Origin of the sequence: Streptomyces sp. Root1310 (assembly GCF_001426425.1) — a bacterium.
Taxonomy (GTDB): domain Bacteria; phylum Actinomycetota; class Actinomycetes; order Streptomycetales; family Streptomycetaceae; genus Streptomyces.
Map to the genome: position 1 here is coordinate 1 of NZ_LMEQ01000004.1, position 17,354 is coordinate 17,354.

General features: G+C 69.6%; 14 protein-coding genes, 1 tRNA gene and 1 pseudogene. 12 read left to right on the plus strand and 4 right to left on the minus strand.

Going from position 1 to position 17,354, the window contains the following annotated elements; genetic code table 11:
* Window positions 1-27 precede the first annotated feature (27 nt).
* Window positions 28-327, plus strand: a pseudogene (locus ASD48_RS12585) (alkaline phosphatase family protein); the annotation flags it as partial.
* A gap of 56 nt (window positions 328-383) precedes the next feature.
* A complete protein-coding gene (locus tag ASD48_RS12590; protein ID WP_057601652.1) occupies window positions 384-1,430 on the plus strand; it encodes a sugar phosphate isomerase/epimerase in 1,047 nt (348 codons plus the stop codon).
* Between the two features lie 226 nt (window positions 1,431-1,656).
* On the opposite strand, the gene ASD48_RS12595 is transcribed toward ASD48_RS12590, so the two are convergent.
* The 4 genes from ASD48_RS12595 to ASD48_RS12610 form a co-directional block, all read right to left on the minus strand.
* The gene (locus tag ASD48_RS12595; RefSeq protein WP_057601653.1) at window positions 1,657-3,048 is read right to left on the minus strand and encodes an OFA family MFS transporter; all 1,392 of its coding nucleotides are present in this window, start codon (window positions 3,046-3,048) and stop codon (window positions 1,657-1,659) included.
* 120 nt (window positions 3,049-3,168) lie between these two features.
* A complete protein-coding gene (locus tag ASD48_RS12600) occupies window positions 3,169-5,313 on the minus strand; it encodes an acetate--CoA ligase family protein (protein WP_057601825.1) in 2,145 nt (714 codons plus the stop codon).
* Window positions 5,314-5,317: 4 nt separating this feature from the next.
* Window positions 5,318-6,559 (minus strand): formyl-CoA transferase, encoded by a 1,242-nt coding sequence (gene frc, locus ASD48_RS12605; protein WP_057601654.1) that lies wholly within the window; start codon window positions 6,557-6,559, stop codon window positions 5,318-5,320.
* A 19-nt stretch (window positions 6,560-6,578) separates the two neighbouring features.
* Window positions 6,579-8,261: a thiamine pyrophosphate-binding protein gene (locus ASD48_RS12610; RefSeq protein ID WP_057601655.1), complete on the minus strand. Its 1,683-nt coding sequence runs from the start codon at window positions 8,259-8,261 to the stop codon at window positions 6,579-6,581.
* Between the two features lie 200 nt (window positions 8,262-8,461).
* Between ASD48_RS12610 and sucC the strand changes: the two genes are divergently transcribed.
* The 10 genes from sucC to ASD48_RS12655 all read left to right on the plus strand — a co-directional run bounded on the left by sucC (window position 8,462) and on the right by ASD48_RS12655 (window position 17,160).
* Window positions 8,462-9,592: an ADP-forming succinate--CoA ligase subunit beta gene (sucC, locus tag ASD48_RS12615; protein WP_057601656.1), complete on the plus strand. Its 1,131-nt coding sequence runs from the start codon at window positions 8,462-8,464 to the stop codon at window positions 9,590-9,592.
* Between the two features lie 12 nt (window positions 9,593-9,604).
* Window positions 9,605-10,498, plus strand: coding sequence for a succinate--CoA ligase subunit alpha (gene sucD / locus ASD48_RS12620; protein WP_057601657.1), 894 nt, complete (start codon window positions 9,605-9,607; stop codon window positions 10,496-10,498).
* Between the two features lie 100 nt (window positions 10,499-10,598).
* On the plus strand, window positions 10,599-12,140 hold the full coding sequence (locus ASD48_RS12625; protein ID WP_057601658.1) for an aldehyde dehydrogenase family protein: 1,542 nt from the start codon (window positions 10,599-10,601) through the stop codon (window positions 12,138-12,140).
* 192 nt (window positions 12,141-12,332) lie between these two features.
* Window positions 12,333-12,635 carry a MarR family winged helix-turn-helix transcriptional regulator gene (locus ASD48_RS41775; protein WP_242432580.1) on the plus strand — a complete coding sequence of 101 codons (303 nt, stop codon included), beginning with the start codon at window positions 12,333-12,335 and terminating at the stop codon, window positions 12,633-12,635.
* 148 nt (window positions 12,636-12,783) lie between these two features.
* A tRNA-Leu gene (locus ASD48_RS12630) sits at window positions 12,784-12,868 on the plus strand.
* Window positions 12,869-13,301: 433 nt separating this feature from the next.
* Entirely contained in the window at window positions 13,302-14,468 is a 1,167-nt protein-coding gene (locus tag ASD48_RS12635; protein ID WP_057601659.1) for an ATP-binding protein, read from the plus strand.
* Entirely contained in the window at window positions 14,465-14,866 is a 402-nt protein-coding gene (locus ASD48_RS12640) for a roadblock/LC7 domain-containing protein (protein ID WP_057601660.1), read from the plus strand. The genes ASD48_RS12635 and ASD48_RS12640 overlap by 4 nt, the downstream gene beginning before the upstream one ends.
* On the plus strand, window positions 14,863-15,240 hold the full coding sequence (locus tag ASD48_RS12645) for a DUF742 domain-containing protein (RefSeq protein ID WP_057601661.1): 378 nt from the start codon (window positions 14,863-14,865) through the stop codon (window positions 15,238-15,240). The genes ASD48_RS12640 and ASD48_RS12645 overlap by 4 nt, the downstream gene beginning before the upstream one ends.
* Window positions 15,215-15,808 carry an ATP/GTP-binding protein gene (locus tag ASD48_RS12650; RefSeq protein WP_057601662.1) on the plus strand — a complete coding sequence of 198 codons (594 nt, stop codon included), beginning with the start codon at window positions 15,215-15,217 and terminating at the stop codon, window positions 15,806-15,808. The genes ASD48_RS12645 and ASD48_RS12650 overlap by 26 nt, the downstream gene beginning before the upstream one ends.
* 8 nt (window positions 15,809-15,816) lie before the next feature.
* Window positions 15,817-17,160, plus strand: a complete 1,344-nt coding sequence (locus ASD48_RS12655) for a cytochrome P450 (protein ID WP_057601663.1) — start codon at window positions 15,817-15,819, stop codon at window positions 17,158-17,160.
* The last annotated feature ends 194 nt before the right edge of the window (window positions 17,161-17,354 follow it).

Below are 17,354 nucleotides of genomic sequence, written 5' to 3' on the forward strand. Positions count from 1 at the left end.
AGGCGGCGACCTTGAGGCGAGGCGTCACACCGCAAACCCGGCTACGACCCCGCAGAGCTGTTCATGGATCCCCTGGATCCCTACGTGAAGGTCAAGGCGGCGGGTGCGCTCGCCCGCAAGAAGCTCGGCCTGCGCTACCGCATGGCGGTGGTGCCCCTCGATCCGTCACCTGTCCGCGGCAGTCACGGCCGCCTTCCCGCGAGCGACGACGACGGTCCGCTCCTCATCTGCTCCACCCCCCGTTCGCTCGGCGACCGCGTAGCGGCCACCGACGTGAAAGCACTGCTGCTCCAACTGGCCGGTCTGCGCCGACTGGTTGCCGACTGATCACAAGTGAAGCACTCGCCACTGACAACGCCCTCCGATCCCGAGGAGTTCCAGACATGAGCCGCATCTCCGACATCGACCCCGAACTCACCCACCGCCTGACCAGACGAGGCATGCTCGGCGTCGCCGCGGGAGCCACCGCGGCCGCACTGCTGGGAGCCGCCGCCTCACCCGCCGGCGCGGCACCCGCCACCGGCATCGACGCCTCCACCACCGGCCGCGGCCGTCCCGTCCTGCCCCCCGGCCGGCTCGGCATCCAGCTCTACAGCCTGCGGGACAAGGTCTCGACGCTGGGCTTCGCCCCCGTCTTCGCCGAGTTGGAGAAGTACGGGTACGACGAGGTCGAGTTCGCCGGCTACACCCAGGGCTCCGCGGGCCCCCTCACCCTTGCCCAGCTCAAGCGGCTGGCGCGCGACCACGGACTGACGCCGATCGGCAGCCACGTCGGCTACTACGCCGCCGACCCGAACGCCTACACCTTCGCCCAGAACCTCACCAAGGTCCTGGACGACGCCCAGGCCCTCGGCCTCAGGCACATCGGCACCGCCTCCGGACCCTTCCGCTACGGCTCCACCGTCGACGCGTGGAAGCGGGCGGCCGAGGAGTTCAACACGTACGGAGCGGCGGCGCGGGCCCGCGGCATGAAGTTCTACCAGCACAACCACTCCGACGAATTCGGCTTCGCGACCGACAACCCCAAGGTCCGGCTGTACGACGTACTGCTCGCCGAGACCGACCCCGACCTGGTGTTCCTGGAGATGGACATCTTCTGGGCGTACGCGGGCCAGTTCCGTTTCTCGAAGCGGCCCGACGGCAGCGCGGCGCCCTTCGAGCCGCTGGACTACGTACTGAGGCAGCCGCATCGCTATCCGCTCTTCCACGTCAAGGACGGCGTCAGCGACCCCTCGAACGAGTTCGGATACCGGATGACCGACGTCGGGGACGGCGACATCGACTACCAGCGGTTCATCTCCGCCGTGACCCGGCTGCGCGGTGAGCGGTCGGCCCACCACTGGCAGGCCGAGCACGACAACCCGGTCGAGTCGTTCGCCTTCGCGCGGAAGTCGAGCGCACACCTGCACTCGTTGCGCGAGAAGTGCTGAGCACCCGGCACCGCCTGCGCTGACCGGGCGCACGCGCGCGTGGAGGCCCACCCCGGCAGATGACGGGGTGGGCCTCCACGCGCGCGTGCGTCGTCAGCCCGCGGGCCGGGGCCGGGCAGCCGGGGCCACTCGCCCCTGACATCACCCGCCGGATCACGCCGAAGCGCGCGAGTCCCGGGACGACGGTCACGAAGAGCTGTCGGGCGCGAGGGGATCCGCCGTCGTGTCAGGCCGACTCCTCGCCGAGCGGATGCGGGTTGGGGACGATGCGACGAGCGGCCGTCGGCCTGCCCGGGGCCTTCAGGAAGAGCGCCAGTACCGCGGAGGCGAGCCCGATGCCGCCCGCCAGGACGAACGCGCCCTCGTAGTCCCACGCGCCGACCACGATCGAGCCGACTCCGGAGCCCACGAGGCCCGAGATGAGCTTGGAGCTGTAGACCATGCCGTAGTTGCTGGCGTTGTTGTTCTCACCGAAGTAGTCGGCCGTCATCGCGGCGAACAGCGGGAAGATCGCGCCGCCCCCGAAGCCGGAGACCATGGAGCAGAACAGGAAGAACGGCATGCTGCCCATCTGGCCGGAGACCAGCACACCGAACTGTGCGGTACCGAGCACCAGGCAGACGATGATCAGGGTGTGACGGCGTCCGTACCGGTCGGAGATCCAGCCGATGATGCCGCGCCCGGTGCCGTTGACGATCGCCTTCAGGGACATGGCCGTGGCCACGATCCCTCCGGCGAAGCCCATGTCCTTGCCGAACGGCACCTGGAAGGCGATGCCGAAGATGTTGATCCCGGCCGTGCACAGCAGACAGAACCACATCATCCACAGGACGGGGGTACGCGCCGCCTCCTTGGGCGTGTACTGCTTCACCGCCGGCGGGTTCTTCTGCAGTGCCCGGCGGATCTTCGGGTCGTCGGTGAGCCTGAGCGGGTCGACGTGCGCGGGCCACCAGTTCTTCGGCGGATCCTTGAAGAACCACCCCGCGAACGCCACGACGGTGCAGCAGGTGAGGCCCACCATCACCAGCACGCCCTTGTAGTTGCTCAGGTCCATGTATGACGTGAACAGGAACACGAAGGGCACCGAGCCGTAGGCGAAACCGCCGTTGACCATGCCGGTCTTGCCGCCCTTGCGCTCCGGGTACCACTTGCCGACCATGTTCACGCAGGTCGCGTAGACGAGACCGGCGCCGATGCCGCTGCACATGCCGAAGCCGAGATAGGCGACGGCGACGTGCGGCGCGTACGCGAGGGACAGATAGCCGAGGACCGTGCCCAGCGCGCCGAGCATCATCGCGTACCGCGCGGGCAGCCTGCCGCTCTCCCGCAGCTGCCCGGCCGGGAAGGCCACGGCCGCCTGGAAGAACACCCAGACGCCCATCAGCCAGAAGATGTGCCCACTGCTCCACAGGTGGGCATCGTGCAGTGTGTCCTCGGCCGACGTGAACGCGTACTCCGAGGAGCTGATGCCCAGCATGCCCATCCAGGGAAAGAGCACCATGGTCCAGCGTGGTCGCCCCATGATGTCCCGGTCGCTCTCGCCGATCCGGTACACACGGCCGTTGCGGTCCGTCACCTCCCGGTAGGGGAGGGACGGGGAGTAGTCGGTGGTTGTCATCGCTCAGCACCCCTTGCGTCGAAAGTTCTGGCCAGCGCCCCCTGTCCAATGCCTTTCGTGTGCGCTCGGGACCCGGGCCGGCCGACGCGCACCGTCGGCCGGCCCTGCGCCTGGGTCACGTCATGAACCGCCCCCCAACAGTCCCGCCGCACGCGCCCACCGGTACTTGGCGCCGAGCACCGCCACCGGCCGCTCGGTCGTGTACGGGTAGGCCACGACGCCTCGTTCGTAGAGGTACTGGCAGGCCTCCTCGACCTCGACGTCACCCGCGAGCGACGCCACGACGGGCTTCTCCACGCCGCGTTCGCGGAACTCGCCCACCACGCGCGCGGTGAGCTCCGCGAAGACCATCGGGGGAGTGACGATCGTGTGCCAGTAGCCGAGCACCAGCGCGTGGACACGCGGATCCTCCAGCCCCAGCCGGATGGTCGCCTCGTACGTCGACGGCGGCTCGCCCCCGGTGATGTCGACCGGGTTGCCCGCCGCCCCGAAGGGCGGGATGAACGCGCGGAACGCCGTGTCCAGGTCCGGCGGGATCTCCATCAGGGTGAGGCCGTTGTCGGTCACGGCGTCCGACAGCAGCACTCCGCTGCCGCCCGCGCCCGTGATGATCACGACGTTGTCGCCCTTGGGGGTGGGCAGCACCGGCAACCCGCGCGCGTACTCCAGCATGTCGTTCAGCCCCGGCGCCCTGATGACGCCCGCCTGGCGGAGGATGTCGTCGTAGACGGCGTCGTCGCCCGCGAGTGCCCCGGTGTGCGAGCCGGCCGCCCTCGCGCCCGCCGCCGTACGGCCCGCCTTGAGGACGACGATCGGCTTCCTCGGCACGGTCGCCCGCGCGGCCTCGACGAAGGCACGGCCGTCCTTGAGGTCCTCCAGGTGCATCGCGATGCAGTCGGTGTGCGGGTCCTCGCCGAACCAGGTCAGCAGGTCGTCCTCGTCGAGGTCCGACTTGTTGCCGAGTCCGACGATGGCCGACACGCCCGTCTTCGTGGTGCGCGCGAAGCCCAGGACGGCCATCCCGATGCCACCGGACTGCGAGGTCAGCGCGACCCCGCCCTTGACGTCGTACGGCGTGCAGAACGTGGCGCACAGGTCCTGCCAGGTCGAGTAGTAGCCGTAGATGTTCGGCCCGAGCAGCCGGACGCCGTAGCGCTCGCCGATGGCCACGATCTCCTCCTGGAGGGCGTGTTCGCCGGTCTCCGCGAAGCCCGAGGGGATCAGCACCGCGTTGGGGATCCCCTTGCGTCCCACCTCCTCCAGGGCCGAGGCCACGAACTTGGCGGGTATCGCGAAGACCGCCACATCCACCTCTCCGGGAACGTCGGTGACACTCTTGTACGCCTTGCGGCCCAAGATGTCATCGGCCCGGGGATTCACCGGATGGATGTCCCCGGCGAAACCGCCGTCGACGAGGTTGCGCATCACCGAGTTGCCGATCTTGCCCTGCTCGTTGGAGGCACCGATCACGGCGACGGAGCGCGGCTCCATCAGACGGCGCATCGACGTGAGGATCTCCGCGCGCGTGTGGCGTCGGCGCGCCGTGACCGGCGTGTCGGACAGGATCACGCGGATGTCCGCGGCGACCGCGCCCTCTGCCGTGGCGATCACCGGGTTGAGATCCACCTCGGCGATCTCCGGGAAGTCCGCGACCAGCCGGGACACCCGGCGGATCTGCTCGGCCACGGCCCACCGGTCCACCCCGGCCTGCCCGCGCACGCCGCGCAGGATCTCCGCCGCCCGGATCGAGTCCAGCATGGACAGCGCCTCGTCGGCGTCCACCGGAGCCAGCCGGAAGGTGACGTCCTTGAGCACCTCGACGAGCACCCCGCCGAGCCCGAACGCCACGACCTTGCCGAACGTCGGATCCGTGACCGCCCCGACGATGACCTCCTGTCCGGGCGGCAGCAGTTCCTGGATCTGTACGCCCTCGACCCTGGCCCCGGCGTCGTACCCGCGCGCGTTCTCGACGATCCGGTGGAACGCCGCCCGTACGTCCGAGGCGCCCTCCACCCCCACGATCACTCCGCCGGCGTCGGTCTTGTGCAGGATGTCCGGCGAGACGATCTTCATCACGACGGGACCCCCGAAGCGCGCCGCGTACGCGACGGCCTCCTCGACGTCCCTCGCCAGCTCCTCGCCGGGTACGGCGATCCCGTACGCGTCGGCGATCACCTTGCCCTCGGGCGCGGTCAGCGCGGTCCGGCCTTCGGACCGCACCGCGTCGAGCAGCGCACGCACCCTGAGCATCCGGTCCTCGGCCATCACGTCAGATCACCCCGTTCGACTTGAGCAGGCGCAGCTCCTCGTCCCCGAGGCCGAGTTCGCCGACGTAGACCTCCTCGTTGTGCTGGCCGAGCAGCGGTGAGCCGGTCACCTCGACGGGGGAGTCGGAGAGCTTCAGGGGGCTGCCCACGGTCACGAACTCGCCACGCCGCGGGTGCGCGACACGGACCACCATCTCGTTGGCGACCAGCGACTCGTCCTCGATGATCTCCTTGGTGGACAGGATCGGCCCGCACGGGATGTTGTGGCCGTTGAGCCTCTCCAGCACCTCCCACTTGGGCAGCGTCGAGGACCATTCCTCGATCAGCTGGAACATCTTGCCGAGCTTGGGCAGCCGGGCCTCGGGCGTCGCCCACTCGGGGTCGTCGGCCAGCTCGGGCCGGCCGATCAGCTCACTGAGCGGCTGCCAGCCGACGGGCTGCACGATGACGTAGACGTAGTCGTTGGGGCCGCCCGGCGCGCACTTGACCGCCCAGCCGGGCTGGCCGCCGCCGGACGCGTTGCCGGAGCGGGGAACCTCGTCGCCGAAGTCGTCGTTGGGATATTCGGCGAGCGGTCCGTGTGCCAGGCGTTGCTGGTCCCGCAGTTTCACCCGGCACAGGTTGAGTACGGCGTGCTGCATGGCCACGTTGACCCGCTGCCCGCGCCCGGTGTTCTCCCGCTGGTACAGCGCCGCGAGGATCCCGGCCACGGCGTGCACACCCGTCCCCGAGTCCCCGATCTGGGCCCCCGTCGCCAGCGGTGGCCCGTCCTCGAAACCGGTGGTCGACATCGACCCGCCCATGGCCTGCGCGACGACCTCGTACGCCTTGAAGTTGGTGTACGGGCCGTCCCCGAACCCCTTGATGGAGGCGTAGACGATCCGCGGATTGATCTCCTGGATGCGGTCCCAGGTGAACCCCATGCGGTCGACCGCGCCGGGCCCGAAGTTCTCGACCATGACGTCGGAGCGGCGGATCAGCTCGGTGAGGATCTCCTTGCCGCGTTCGGTCTTGGTGTTGAGGGTGATGCTCCGCTTGTTGCAGTTGAGCATCGTGAAGTAGAGGGAGTCGACGTCCGGGAGGTCGCGCAACTGCTTGCGCGTGATGTCACCGGAGGGCGCCTCCAGCTTGACGACGTCCGCGCCGAGCCAGGCGAGCAGCTGGGTCGCGGACGGGCCCGACTGGACGTGCGTCATGTCGAGGACGCGGATGCCTTCGAGAGCCTTGGTCGCCGTTCCTGTCATCCCTGTCATCGGGGACACCTCACTTGTACATCGTCTGGTTCATCGTTCCGGGGGCGTACGCGTCGGGATCCACCCAGACGTTGATCAGCGAGGGCTTCCCGGACTCCCGGGCGCGCCGCAGGGCGGGGCCGATGTCGGCGGGGTCGCGCACCTCCTCGCCGTAACCGCCGAGCATCCGGGCGAACTGGTCGTAGTGGACGTCGCCGAGGGTGTTGCCGACCCGCTCGCGCTCCAGGCCGTACTTGGCGGCCTGGCCGTAACGGATCTGGTTCATGGAGGAGTTGTTGCCGACGATGCCGACGAAGGGGAGGTCGTAGCGCACGAGGGTCTCGAAGTCCCAGCCGGTGAGCGAGAACGCGCCGTCGCCGAACAGGGCGACGACCTCCTTGTCGGGCCGTGCCTGCTTGGCCGCCAGCACGAACGGCACGCCGACGCCGAGGGTGCCCAGCGGCCCCGGGTCCATCCAGTGGCCCGGCGACTTGGGCTGCACGACCTGACCGGAGAAGGTGACGATGTCGCCGCCGTCGCCGATGTAGATCGAGTCCTCGGTGAGGAAGTCGTTGATCTCGCCGACGAGGCGGTAGGGGTGGATGGGCGAGGCGTCCGACCGCAGGTGCGGCAGCCGCTTCTCGATGGCGCTCTGCTCGGCCGCGCGCAGCTCGTCGAGCCACTCCTTGCGCTTGGACGCCCCTCCGTTGAGGCGCCCGGAAGCGGCCTCGGCCACCGACTTCAGGACCAGTGCGGCGTCGCCGACGATCCCGAGGTCGATGTCGCGGTTCTTGCCGACGGTGCGGTAGTCGAGGTCGATCTGGACGACCGTCGCGTCCGGCGACAGCCGCTTGCCGTACCCCATCCGGAAGTCGAAGGGCGTTCCGACGATCACGATGACGTCGGCGCCCGAGAAGGCGTAGCGGCGGGAGAGCTGGAAGTGGTGCGGGTCGCCGGGGGGCAGGGTGCCGCGGCCGGCGCCGTTCATGTAGGCGGGGATGTTCAGGGTGCGCACCAGATCGATGGCGGCTTCGGTGCCCCGGGTCGTCCACACCTGGCTGCCCAGCAGGATCGCGGGCTTCTCGGCGTGCACGAGCAGGTCGGCGAGCTTCTCGACCGCCTCGGGGTCGCCGGCCGAGCGGGTCGAGGCGCGATAGGCGCCCGGCCGCGGCACGCGGGCCTTCGCCACCGGCACCTTGGCGTCGAGGACATCGCGCGGGATCTCCAGGAAGGCGGGTCCGGGCGCGCCGTGGTAGCACTCGCGGAACGCCATCGACACCATGTCCGCCGCGCGCGCCGTGTCCGGCACCGCTGCCGCGAACTTGGTGATCGGCGTCATCATGTCGACGTGCGGCAGGTCCTGGAGGGAGCCCATCTTGTGCTGGGTGAGCGCTCCCTGGCCGCCGATCAGGAGCATCGGGGACTCCGCGCGGAACGCGTTGGCGACACCGGTGACGGCGTCGGTGGTACCGGGGCCGGCCGTGACGACCGCGCAGCCGGGCTTGCCGGTGATGCGCGCATAGCCGTCGGCGGCGTGGGCCGCGACCTGTTCGTGGCGTACGTCGACGACTTCTATGCCCTCGTCGACGCAGCCGTCGTAGATGTCGATGATGTGGCCGCCGCACAGGGTGTAGATGCGGTCGACCCCCTCGGCCTTGAGTGCCTTGGCAACGAGATGACCACCGGAGATCACGTCCTGGGTGTCGTCGGGCATGGCGAAGTCCCGTCCCTTCGTAGGGGGGTGGAAGGCTCTCCCGGTACATTGCATACAGTCGACGAATACTGTATGAAGCTTGTTATCCCGCATCCGGTGGGTGGTGTCCAGGGGGCGTGCGGCACTTTCGGTCATCGGAGTCCGGCCTCGCGAAGGCGGGGCGGTGGACTTCGGATTCGACTTCACAGACGGGATCCGAGATGGACCTGTACGAACACCAGGCAAGGGAACTCTTCGCGGACCACGGCATCCTGGTCCCCCGGGCCGAGGTCACCGACTCGCCCAAGGAGGCGCGCGCGATCGCTAGTCGGCTCGGTGGACGAGCAGTGGTGAAAGCCCAGGTCAAGACAGGTGGCCGAGGCAAGGCGGGCGGCGTCAGGATCGCCGCCGACCCGGCCGCGGCCGAACTGACGGCACGACAGATCCTGGGCATGGACATCAAGGGACACACGGTCGGTTCGGTGATGGTGGCCCAACCCGTCGACGTCGAGGCGGAGTTCTACGTGGCCTACGTGCTGGACCGCGTGGCCGGCCGTTTCCTCGCGATCGCCTCCGCCGAGGGGGGCACGGAGATCGAGGAGGTCGCCGCCACCCGGCCCGCGGCGGTCGCCCGCATCCCTGTCGATCCGGCGGAGGGCGTCACGTCGGCGCAGGCCGGCGAGATCGCCGCCGCGGCCGGACTGCCCGCGCAGACCGCGGACGTCCTCGTGCGGCTGTGGCAGGTGCTGATCCGGGAGGATGCCCTCCTCGTCGAGGTCAACCCGCTCGTCCGCACCCGGCAGGGGCAGATCCTCGCCCTCGACGGCAAGGTCACCCTGGACGACAACGCGTTCTTCCGGCAGTCACGTTGGGGCGCGGAGGCCACCGCGCACGGTGACCCGCTGGAGGCGGCGGCCGCTGCCAAGGGCCTCAACTACGTGAAACTGGACGGCGAGGTCGGCATCATCGGCAACGGCGCCGGACTCGTCATGTCGACCCTCGACGTCGTCGCCGGCTGCGGGGCCCGCCCGGCCGACTTCCTCGACATCGGCGGCGGCGCGTCCGCCGAGATCATGGCGGACGGGCTGTCGGTCGTCCTCTCCGACCCCGCCGTCAAGTCGGTCTTCGTCAACGTCTTCGGCGGTATCACCGCGTGCGACGCGGTCGCCGAAGGCATCGTGCGCGCTCTGGACACGGTACGGCTGACCAAGCCGCTCGTCGTCCGGCTCGACGGGAACAACGCGGCCCGGGGGCGGGCCATCCTCGACGCCCACCGGCATCCGCTCGTCCAGCAGGCCACCACCATGGACGGCGCCGCCCGCCGGGCCGCCGAACTCGCCACCGCAGTCTGAGGAGACGACGCCATGGCCATCTACCTCACCAAGGAGAGCAGGGTCCTCGTCCAGGGCATGACCGGTGCCGAGGGCATGAAGCACACCCGGCGCATGCTCGCGGCCGGCACCAACATCGTCGGCGGTGTCAACCCGCGCAAGGCGGGCCGGGCCGTCGACTTCGACGACCGTGCGGTGCCCGTCTTCGGGTCGGTCGTCGACGGTGTGCAGTCGACCGGCGCCGATGTCACCGTCGTCTTCGTGCCGCCCGCCTTCACCAAGGCCGCCGTCATCGAGGCGGCCGACGCGGGGATCGGCCTCACCGTCGTCATCACCGAGGGCGTCCCGGTCCACGACTCCGTCGCCTTCACCACCCATGCCGCCGCCCGCGGAACGCGCGTCATCGGCCCCAACTGCCCCGGCCTGATCACCCCCGGCCAGTGCGGCGCGGGCATCATCCCGGCCGACATCACCAAGCCGGGCCGCATCGGCCTGGTCTCCAAGTCCGGCACGCTCACCTACCAGCTCATGTACGAACTGCGGGACATCGGCTTCTCGACCTGCGTCGGCATCGGCGGCGACCCGGTGGTCGGCACCAGCCACATCGACTGCCTGACCGCCTTCGAGGAAGACCCCGACACCGAACTCGTCGTCCTCATCGGCGAGATCGGCGGCGACGCGGAGGAGCGAGCGGCCGCCCACATCCGCGCGCACGTCACGAAACCCGTCGTCGGCTACATCGCCGGCTTCACCGCGCCCGAGGGCAGGACCATGGGACACGCGGGCGCGATCGTCTCCGGCTCCTCGGGGACCGCGCAGGCGAAGAAGGCGGCACTGGAAGCGGCGGGGGTACGGGTGGGCGCCACACCGAGCGAGACCGCCCGTCTCGCCCTCACCGTCCTGGACGAAGGCGCCCGACGCCGCTGAAGCGTGCCGGCCGTCATCCCCCGGAGCCGTGCGCCCTGTGTGCGTGCTCCGTGGCCACGCACAACCGCCCCCGACCGTGCACCGAGAGCGGAGCAGCCCCATGCCGACCACCCTCACCCTCAGATCCGGCACGTCCTGGCCCGACGCCTGGCGGCGGTGCCTGGCCGTCGCCCCCGAGGCCTTCCGCGAGGACCGTGTCCTCAACCTCTGGAACGCGTCCTGGCAGGCCGACGGCCGGACGCTGCCGGCCACCAGCCCGGTCGACGGCACCCCCATCGCGGGTCCGCCGCGACTGGACGGGGACACCGCCCGGCAAGCCGTCCGCGCCGGTCTGGATCAGCACCGCGCCTGGCGGCACGTCCCGCTGGAGGAGCGGCGCGCCCGCATCGCGGCCACCCTCGACGCCCTCGCCGAACACCGCGAACTCCTCGCCCTGCTCCTGGTCTGGGAGATAGGCAAACCGTGGCGGCTCGCGCGGGCCGATGTCGACCGGGCCGTCGACGGCGTGCGGTGGTACGTCGACGGCATCGAACCCATGCTGGACGGGCGGGCCCCGCTGGACGGCCCGGTGTCCAACATCGCGAGCTGGAACTACCCGATGAGCGTGCTCGTCCACGCCATGCTGGTCCAGGCGCTGGCGGGCAACGCGGTCATCGCCAAGACGCCGACCGACGGCGGTGTCGCCTGTCTGACGCTGGCCTGTGCGCTCGCCGCACGCGAGGGCGTCCCGGTCACCCTCGTCAGCGGCAGCGGCGGCGAGCTGTCCCGGGCGCTGGTCCGGGCGCCCGAGATCGGCTGTGTCTCCTTCGTCGGCGGCCGCGACACCGGTGCCGCGGTGGCCACGGCCGTCGCCGACCTCGGCAAGCGACACGTACTCGAACAGGAAGGACTCAACACCTGGGGCATCTGGAACTACTCGGACTGGGACGCCCTCTCCGCGGTCGTGCCCAAGCTCTTCGACTACGGCAAACAACGGTGCACGGCGTATCCGCGCTTCGTCGTCCAGCGAACCCTGTTCGACGAGTTCCTGGCGGCCTACCTCCCGGCGGTGCGCACGCTGACCCTCGGGCACCCGCTGGCCGTGGAGAAGCGCGACGATCCGTATCCCCGGCTGGACTTCGGACCGGTGATCAACGCGGCCAAGGCCAAGGAACTGCACGACCAGATCGCCGAGGCCATCGACCGGGGCGCGGTCCCGCTGCACCGCGGCCGGCCGGCCGACGCCCGCTTCCTGCCCGGCCAGGACACCTCGGCCTACGTCCAGCCCGTCACGCTCCTCGGGCCACCGCCGTCCTCTCCGCTGCACCACGCGGAGCCGTTCGGCCCGGTCGACACCATCGTCCTGGTCGACACGGAGGCGGAGCTGCTGGCCGCCATGAACGCGTCCAACGGCGCACTCGTCGCCACCCTGTCCACGGACGACCGGAGCACCTACGAACGGCTGGCTCCGCAGATCCGCGCGTTCAAGGTCGGGCACGGCACGGCCCGCTCCCGGGGCGACCGCGACGAGCTCTTCGGCGGGTTCGGCGCGTCCTGGCGAGGCGCCTTCGTCGGCGGGGAGCTGCTGGTGCGCGCGGTGACACAGGGGCCGACGGGGGAGAGGCTGCCCGGGAACTTCCCGGACTACCAGCTGATGCCCTGACCACACGGCGGCCGGACGACCAGACGGCCGGACGACCAGACGGCCGGACGACAGACGGCCGGACGGCCGGACGGCCGGACGAGGCTGCGACGGCTCCTCGGCCGGCGGTCCGGCCGGCAGGCTTCGGCCGCCAGGCTTCGGCACCGACGGTGGCCCGGCCCAACCCGGTCGAACTCAGTCGCCGTCCTGGTCGTGCTCGCCGAAGAAGGAACGTTGTCGCTGGCCGGGGCGGCCGGGCGGCTCGGCGTCGATCGCACCACCGTGGCGGCGCTCGTCGACGGTCTGGAGGACCACGGTCTGGTGGAACGGCGGCGCAGCCCTCGAGACCGCCGCCGGAACACCGTCCGGCTCACGGCCGCCGGCCTGGTCTGCCCGGAGCGGGGCGAGGGGCGCGCCGGGCCGCGGAGCGCCGGTTCCCCGCCCCGCTGGTCGAGCAGGCGGCGGCCGCGCTGCTGCGGGCGCCGCGGAGGCTCGTCGTCGAGGAGCCGACGGTGAGGTGACCGCCCGGTCACCCGGTGTGAGGTGCCCGTACGGCCGTCCCGTCACCCGTGCGGCCAGCGGATATGCAGGTGAGACCCACTCCGAAACCTTGGTATTGTTGTGCCTGTCGCCGCGGGGAGAACTCACGCAGCGGCAACACCTGGTCCGGGTGGCGGAATGGCAGACGCGCTAGCTTGAGGTGCTAGTGCCCTTTATCGGGCGTGGGGGTTCAAGTCCCCCCTCGGACACTCTCACTCTCCGTATCGAACGGCTTCCGTTCGGTGAACGGTCAATTACCCGCATTCGGCGTATCGCCGGGTGCGGGTTTTGTTGTTTCCGTATCCCTTGCCTCCGGAATGTCGCGGAAGCCCGTTTATCGGTTGTCCTGTCGGGCTGTGTGTCCGCTCGCTCGACGGGGACGCTTCCCGGTCACTCCGCCGTTGCTCGCAGGTCCCGCTGACGATCCGTCAATGTTCACCTCCGTACGCCTATTGACGGTCTGTGACTCCATCTTGTGGTGATACGATCACGCTCGCTTGTAGAGCGGGCGGATGGGTGCAAGACGACATCTCCGACTACGGGGACAGTCCGGGCGGTCACCCGTCATTGCGGGCGGTCCGCCGGTCCACCCGCGTTGACGGGAATTCAGCAACTGGCCGTCAGTCGCCTGAAGAGAGTCTTATGACGCATTACATACAGAACCCGGTACTCTGGGCTCTCCTCGTGGCCGTACTCGCCGCCGTCGCCCTCATCGTTCGCCAGCGCAGGGCGGCGCGTGTCTTGAGGCAGGAGATCGCGGGGCTCAGGTCTCACTACTCCGCGTTGGAAAACGAGTACGCGCAATCCGTCGAGGCAGCTCAGGAACAAGCCGAAGAGGCTACGAAAACGGTCCTCAAGTCCGCGATGCGGACCCTTCAGGGCCTTGCCGCGGAACAGCAGTTGATTGTTTCCCGGCTGCAGAACAAATACGGCGAGTCGGTTATCCTCCAGGACCTTCTGGAGATCGACCACACGAACTCGCAGTTCGGCCGTCGAGCCCAGTCCATCGCGGTTCTCTGCGACGGCTGGCTGGGGCGCGCACGTGATGTCGCCTCCGTGTACGACGTGGTACGCAGCGCGCAGGGCAGGGTTCGCCACTACCGGCGGGTGGAAATCCTCTCGCAGGTCGACTTCGGCATCACGAGCCGTGCGGTCGAACCGGTCGCCCTGGCCCTCGCCGAACTGCTCGACAACGCGACGAGCTATTCCAGCCCGGACACCGTCGTCGAAATCAACATTCGTACCGTGCCCAAGGGTATTTGTATCGTCGTCGACGATGCGGGTGTCGGTATGAACGACGAAGAGCGCGCCCGTGCCGACAAACTCCTGTCGAGCGAGCGGGTCTCCGGTGTTTCCGCACTCGGCAACCCGCCGCAGTTCGGTTTCGCGGTGATCGGTGTGCTCAGCGAGCGCTTCGGCTTCGAGGTGTCGGTGGACTCCACCTCCCCCTACGGAGGCGTCCGGGCGGTCCTGCTCCTGCCGCACGACCTGCTCACCAACGCGCCCGAGCAGAAGGAGCCGGCTCCGGTCGTTCCCACCGTCGCCGCCACGGCCCGCAGCGGTCCCGAAGGCGGGCTCTCCACCAGCACCACCGCCGACGGCCTGCCGAAGCGGCGTCGCAAGCGGCCCATGGCCATCGTGCCCGGCAGCGCGTCCGCGTCCACTCCCGCCCGTTCGGGCGCCGAGACGGCGGCGATCATGGGTGCCTTCCAGCGGGGAACCCAGTCGGGCCGGGCCACGCCTGCGAGTCCCGCGGAAAAGTCGAGCAGCACCCGTGGTGCTGGCAGCGAAGGGCATGAGGTCTCGTGAACGACGATCTGTCATGGATGCTTGACAGCGCCTTGGAGATACCCGGGGCCCTGCACGCAGTCCTCATCTCCGCGGACGGCCTGCTGATGGCACGGACGCAGGACTTCGACAAGGACGACGCGGACCGGGTGGCCGCCGCGATGAGCGGGGTGCAGTCGCTCAGCCGCTCGCTGGCGTTCTTCTGCGAGGACCCGCAGATGGGGTGGCGGCAGACGCTGGTCGAGTTCGACGGGGGCTGGGTCTTCCTGATCTCCGCCGGTGAGGGGGCCTACCTCGGCGTCTCCGCCTCGCCGGACGTCGACATGGCGGACATCACCTTCCGGATGCAGCAACTCGTCGGCCAGCTCGGCAAGGCGCTGACGACACCGCCGCGCGAGAACCTCGGCGTGCGGTCATGAAGGGCTTCGACGAACTGGAGCCGCAGACGCCGGAGTTAGTGCGTCCGTACGTCATCACCAAGGGACGTGGGCTGCCCGACGAGGGGCAGCTCTCCCTCATCACCCTGGTCACGGCGGCCGCCGATCACGAGCAGCGGCCGACCCGGCTGTCCCCCGAGGAACAGAACCTGTTGGACCTGTGCTCGGCCGGCTACCTGTCGGTCGCCGAGATCGCCGGGCACACCCAACTACCCCTGGGCGTGGTGAAGATCCTCCTCGCCGCCCTCACCGAAGGCGGCTACCTCATCACGCGCCCGCCGGTACAGCGGGCTCCGCTCGCCGACCGGGACATCCTGGAGGAGGTGCTGAATGGTCTCAGGGCCAAGTTTGGATGAGCAGGCCTACGTCCGTGACGGGGCGACGCAGACGGCGGTGAAGATCCTCGTCGTGGGTCACTTCGCGGTCGGCAAGACCACGTTCATCGGAGCGATCTCCGAGATCCAGCCGCTGACCACCGAGGAGACGATGACGCGGGCAGCCGAGTCGGTCGACGACCTCAAGGGAGTCCAGGGCAAGACCACCACCACGGTCGCCATGGACTTCGGTCGTCTGACCATCAGCGACCGTGTCGTGCTGTATCTGTTCGGAACGCCGGGCCAGCAGCGTTTCGTGCAGATGTGGGAGGACATGGCACGCGGCGCCCTCGGCGCGCTGGTGCTCGTGGATCCCGAGCGGCTCGCGGACTCGTTCGCCGTGATCGACCTGATCGAGCAGTACGGACTCGACTACGCCATCGCCGTCAACCACTTCGACGGCGCCCCACTGCGGGACGAGACGGCTCTGCGCGACGCACTGGACCTCCTCGACGACACCCCCGTCGTCACCTGCGACGCGCGGGACGAGCGGTCGTCGGCCGACGCGCTGATCACCCTCGTCCGCCACCTCCAGGACCGCGCACACTAGGAGCAGACATGGACCAACCCACCGCACCCGTGCCCCCGCCCGGGTGCCCGGCGCATCAGGCCGGCGGCAGAGTGCCCCTGCACGGGCTGGAGTTCGCCGCCGACCCGCAGGCCTACTACAGCTACCTGCGCCACTTCGGGCCGACCGCGCCGGTCGAACTCGCTCCGGGTGTCGAGGCGACCCTCATCACGGACTACGCCGTCGCACTCCAACTGCTGCAGGACTCAGGCGCGTTCCGCAAGGACGCGCGCCGCTGGCGTGACCTCAACGAAGGACGGGTCCCCCCGGACAGCCCGGTCGCGCCCCTGCTGTCCTACCGGCCCAACGCCATGTTCAGTGACGGCGCCGAGCACCTGAGGCTCCGCCAGGCGATCACGGACAGCATGGCGCGCGTCGACACGCGCAAGCTCAGCCGGACCACGGAGCAGGTCTCCAACTACCTGATCTCGCAGTTCGGTTCGCGCGGCTCGGCCGACCTGCTCGGCGACTACGCCAAGCAGTTGCCGCTCTTCGTGTTCAACGAGCTGTTCGGCTGCACCGCCGACATCGGTGACCGCGTCGTGTTCGGCATCACCGGCATGTTCGACGGTGTGAACGCCGAGCAGGCGGTCGGGGTCATGTTCGGCGCCATCGGCGAACTGGTGGCGCTCAAGCGTGCCAAGCCGGGCGACGACGTGCCCTCCTGGCTGATGGAGCACCAGGCCAGGCTCACCGACGAGGAGCTGGTCCACCAGATCGCGCTCCTGCTGGTGGCCGGCAACGAGCCCCTGCGCAACCTCATCGGCAACACCCTGCACCGGCTGCTCACCCACGACGCGTACGCCGACCAGGGCGGTCTGATCGACGAGGCGATCGACGACACGCTGTGGGAGAACCCGCCCATGCAGAACCTCGCGCCGCACTACCCGGCGGCCGACATGGAGTTCGCGGGCCAGAAGCTGCACGCCGGCGACCTGCTCCTGGTCAGCTTCGCCGCGGCCAACACCGGCCCGGCACTGACGGCGGCCCGCAAGGCGGGCAGCAACCGCGCCCACCTGGCGTGGAGCGCGGGCCCGCACGCCTGCCCGTCCAAGGAGCCGGCCCGGCAGATCACCGTGACGGCCATCGAGAACCTGCTCAACAAGCTTCCGGACGTCGAACTCGCCGTACCGTCGGAGAGCCTGACCTGGCGGCCGGGTCCCTTCAACCGGGGTCTCACCGTGCTGCCCGCCAAGTTCACCCCGGTGCAGATCGCGCACAGGCCCGCCCCGACGCGCAAGGAAGCGCCTCTGCGCCAGGAGCCGGCCGCGACGGGTGGCAGGGGTGAACGCGGGGGTGTGTGGAGCCAGTTCCTCAACTGGCTGACGAGGTGATTCACGCAACACCCGTCAACTCTTCACCATCGCATGACGATTCAACCTCAGGGGTAGTGAGGAACGCGGCATTCCATGTTGCTCACACACCAGAGGAGGTGTCGTGGACCACATATCCACCGACGCCGTTTTCATACAACATCCGCCCCTTGTGCACCCCCTGATACCCGCCCCGCAAGGCGGGTATCTTCTTG

Coding starts and splice junctions, on each gene's coding strand:
- ASD48_RS12590 (WP_057601652.1), top strand. CDS start 384: ATGAGCCGCATCTCCGACATCGACCCCGAACTCACCCACCGCCTGACC.
- ASD48_RS12595 (WP_057601653.1), bottom strand. CDS start 3,048: ATGACAACCACCGACTACTCCCCGTCCCTCCCCTACCGGGAGGTGACG.
- ASD48_RS12600 (WP_057601825.1), bottom strand. CDS start 5,313: ATGGCCGAGGACCGGATGCTCAGGGTGCGTGCGCTGCTCGACGCGGTG.
- frc (WP_057601654.1), bottom strand. CDS start 6,559: ATGACAGGAACGGCGACCAAGGCTCTCGAAGGCATCCGCGTCCTCGAC.
- ASD48_RS12610 (WP_057601655.1), bottom strand. CDS start 8,261: ATGCCCGACGACACCCAGGACGTGATCTCCGGTGGTCATCTCGTTGCC.
- sucC (WP_057601656.1), top strand. CDS start 8,462: ATGGACCTGTACGAACACCAGGCAAGGGAACTCTTCGCGGACCACGGC.
- sucD (WP_057601657.1), top strand. CDS start 9,605: ATGGCCATCTACCTCACCAAGGAGAGCAGGGTCCTCGTCCAGGGCATG.
- ASD48_RS12625 (WP_057601658.1), top strand. CDS start 10,599: ATGCCGACCACCCTCACCCTCAGATCCGGCACGTCCTGGCCCGACGCC.
- ASD48_RS12635 (WP_057601659.1), top strand. CDS start 13,302: ATGACGCATTACATACAGAACCCGGTACTCTGGGCTCTCCTCGTGGCC.
- ASD48_RS12645 (WP_057601661.1), top strand. CDS start 14,863: ATGAAGGGCTTCGACGAACTGGAGCCGCAGACGCCGGAGTTAGTGCGT.
- ASD48_RS12650 (WP_057601662.1), top strand. CDS start 15,215: ATGGTCTCAGGGCCAAGTTTGGATGAGCAGGCCTACGTCCGTGACGGG.
- ASD48_RS12655 (WP_057601663.1), top strand. CDS start 15,817: ATGGACCAACCCACCGCACCCGTGCCCCCGCCCGGGTGCCCGGCGCAT.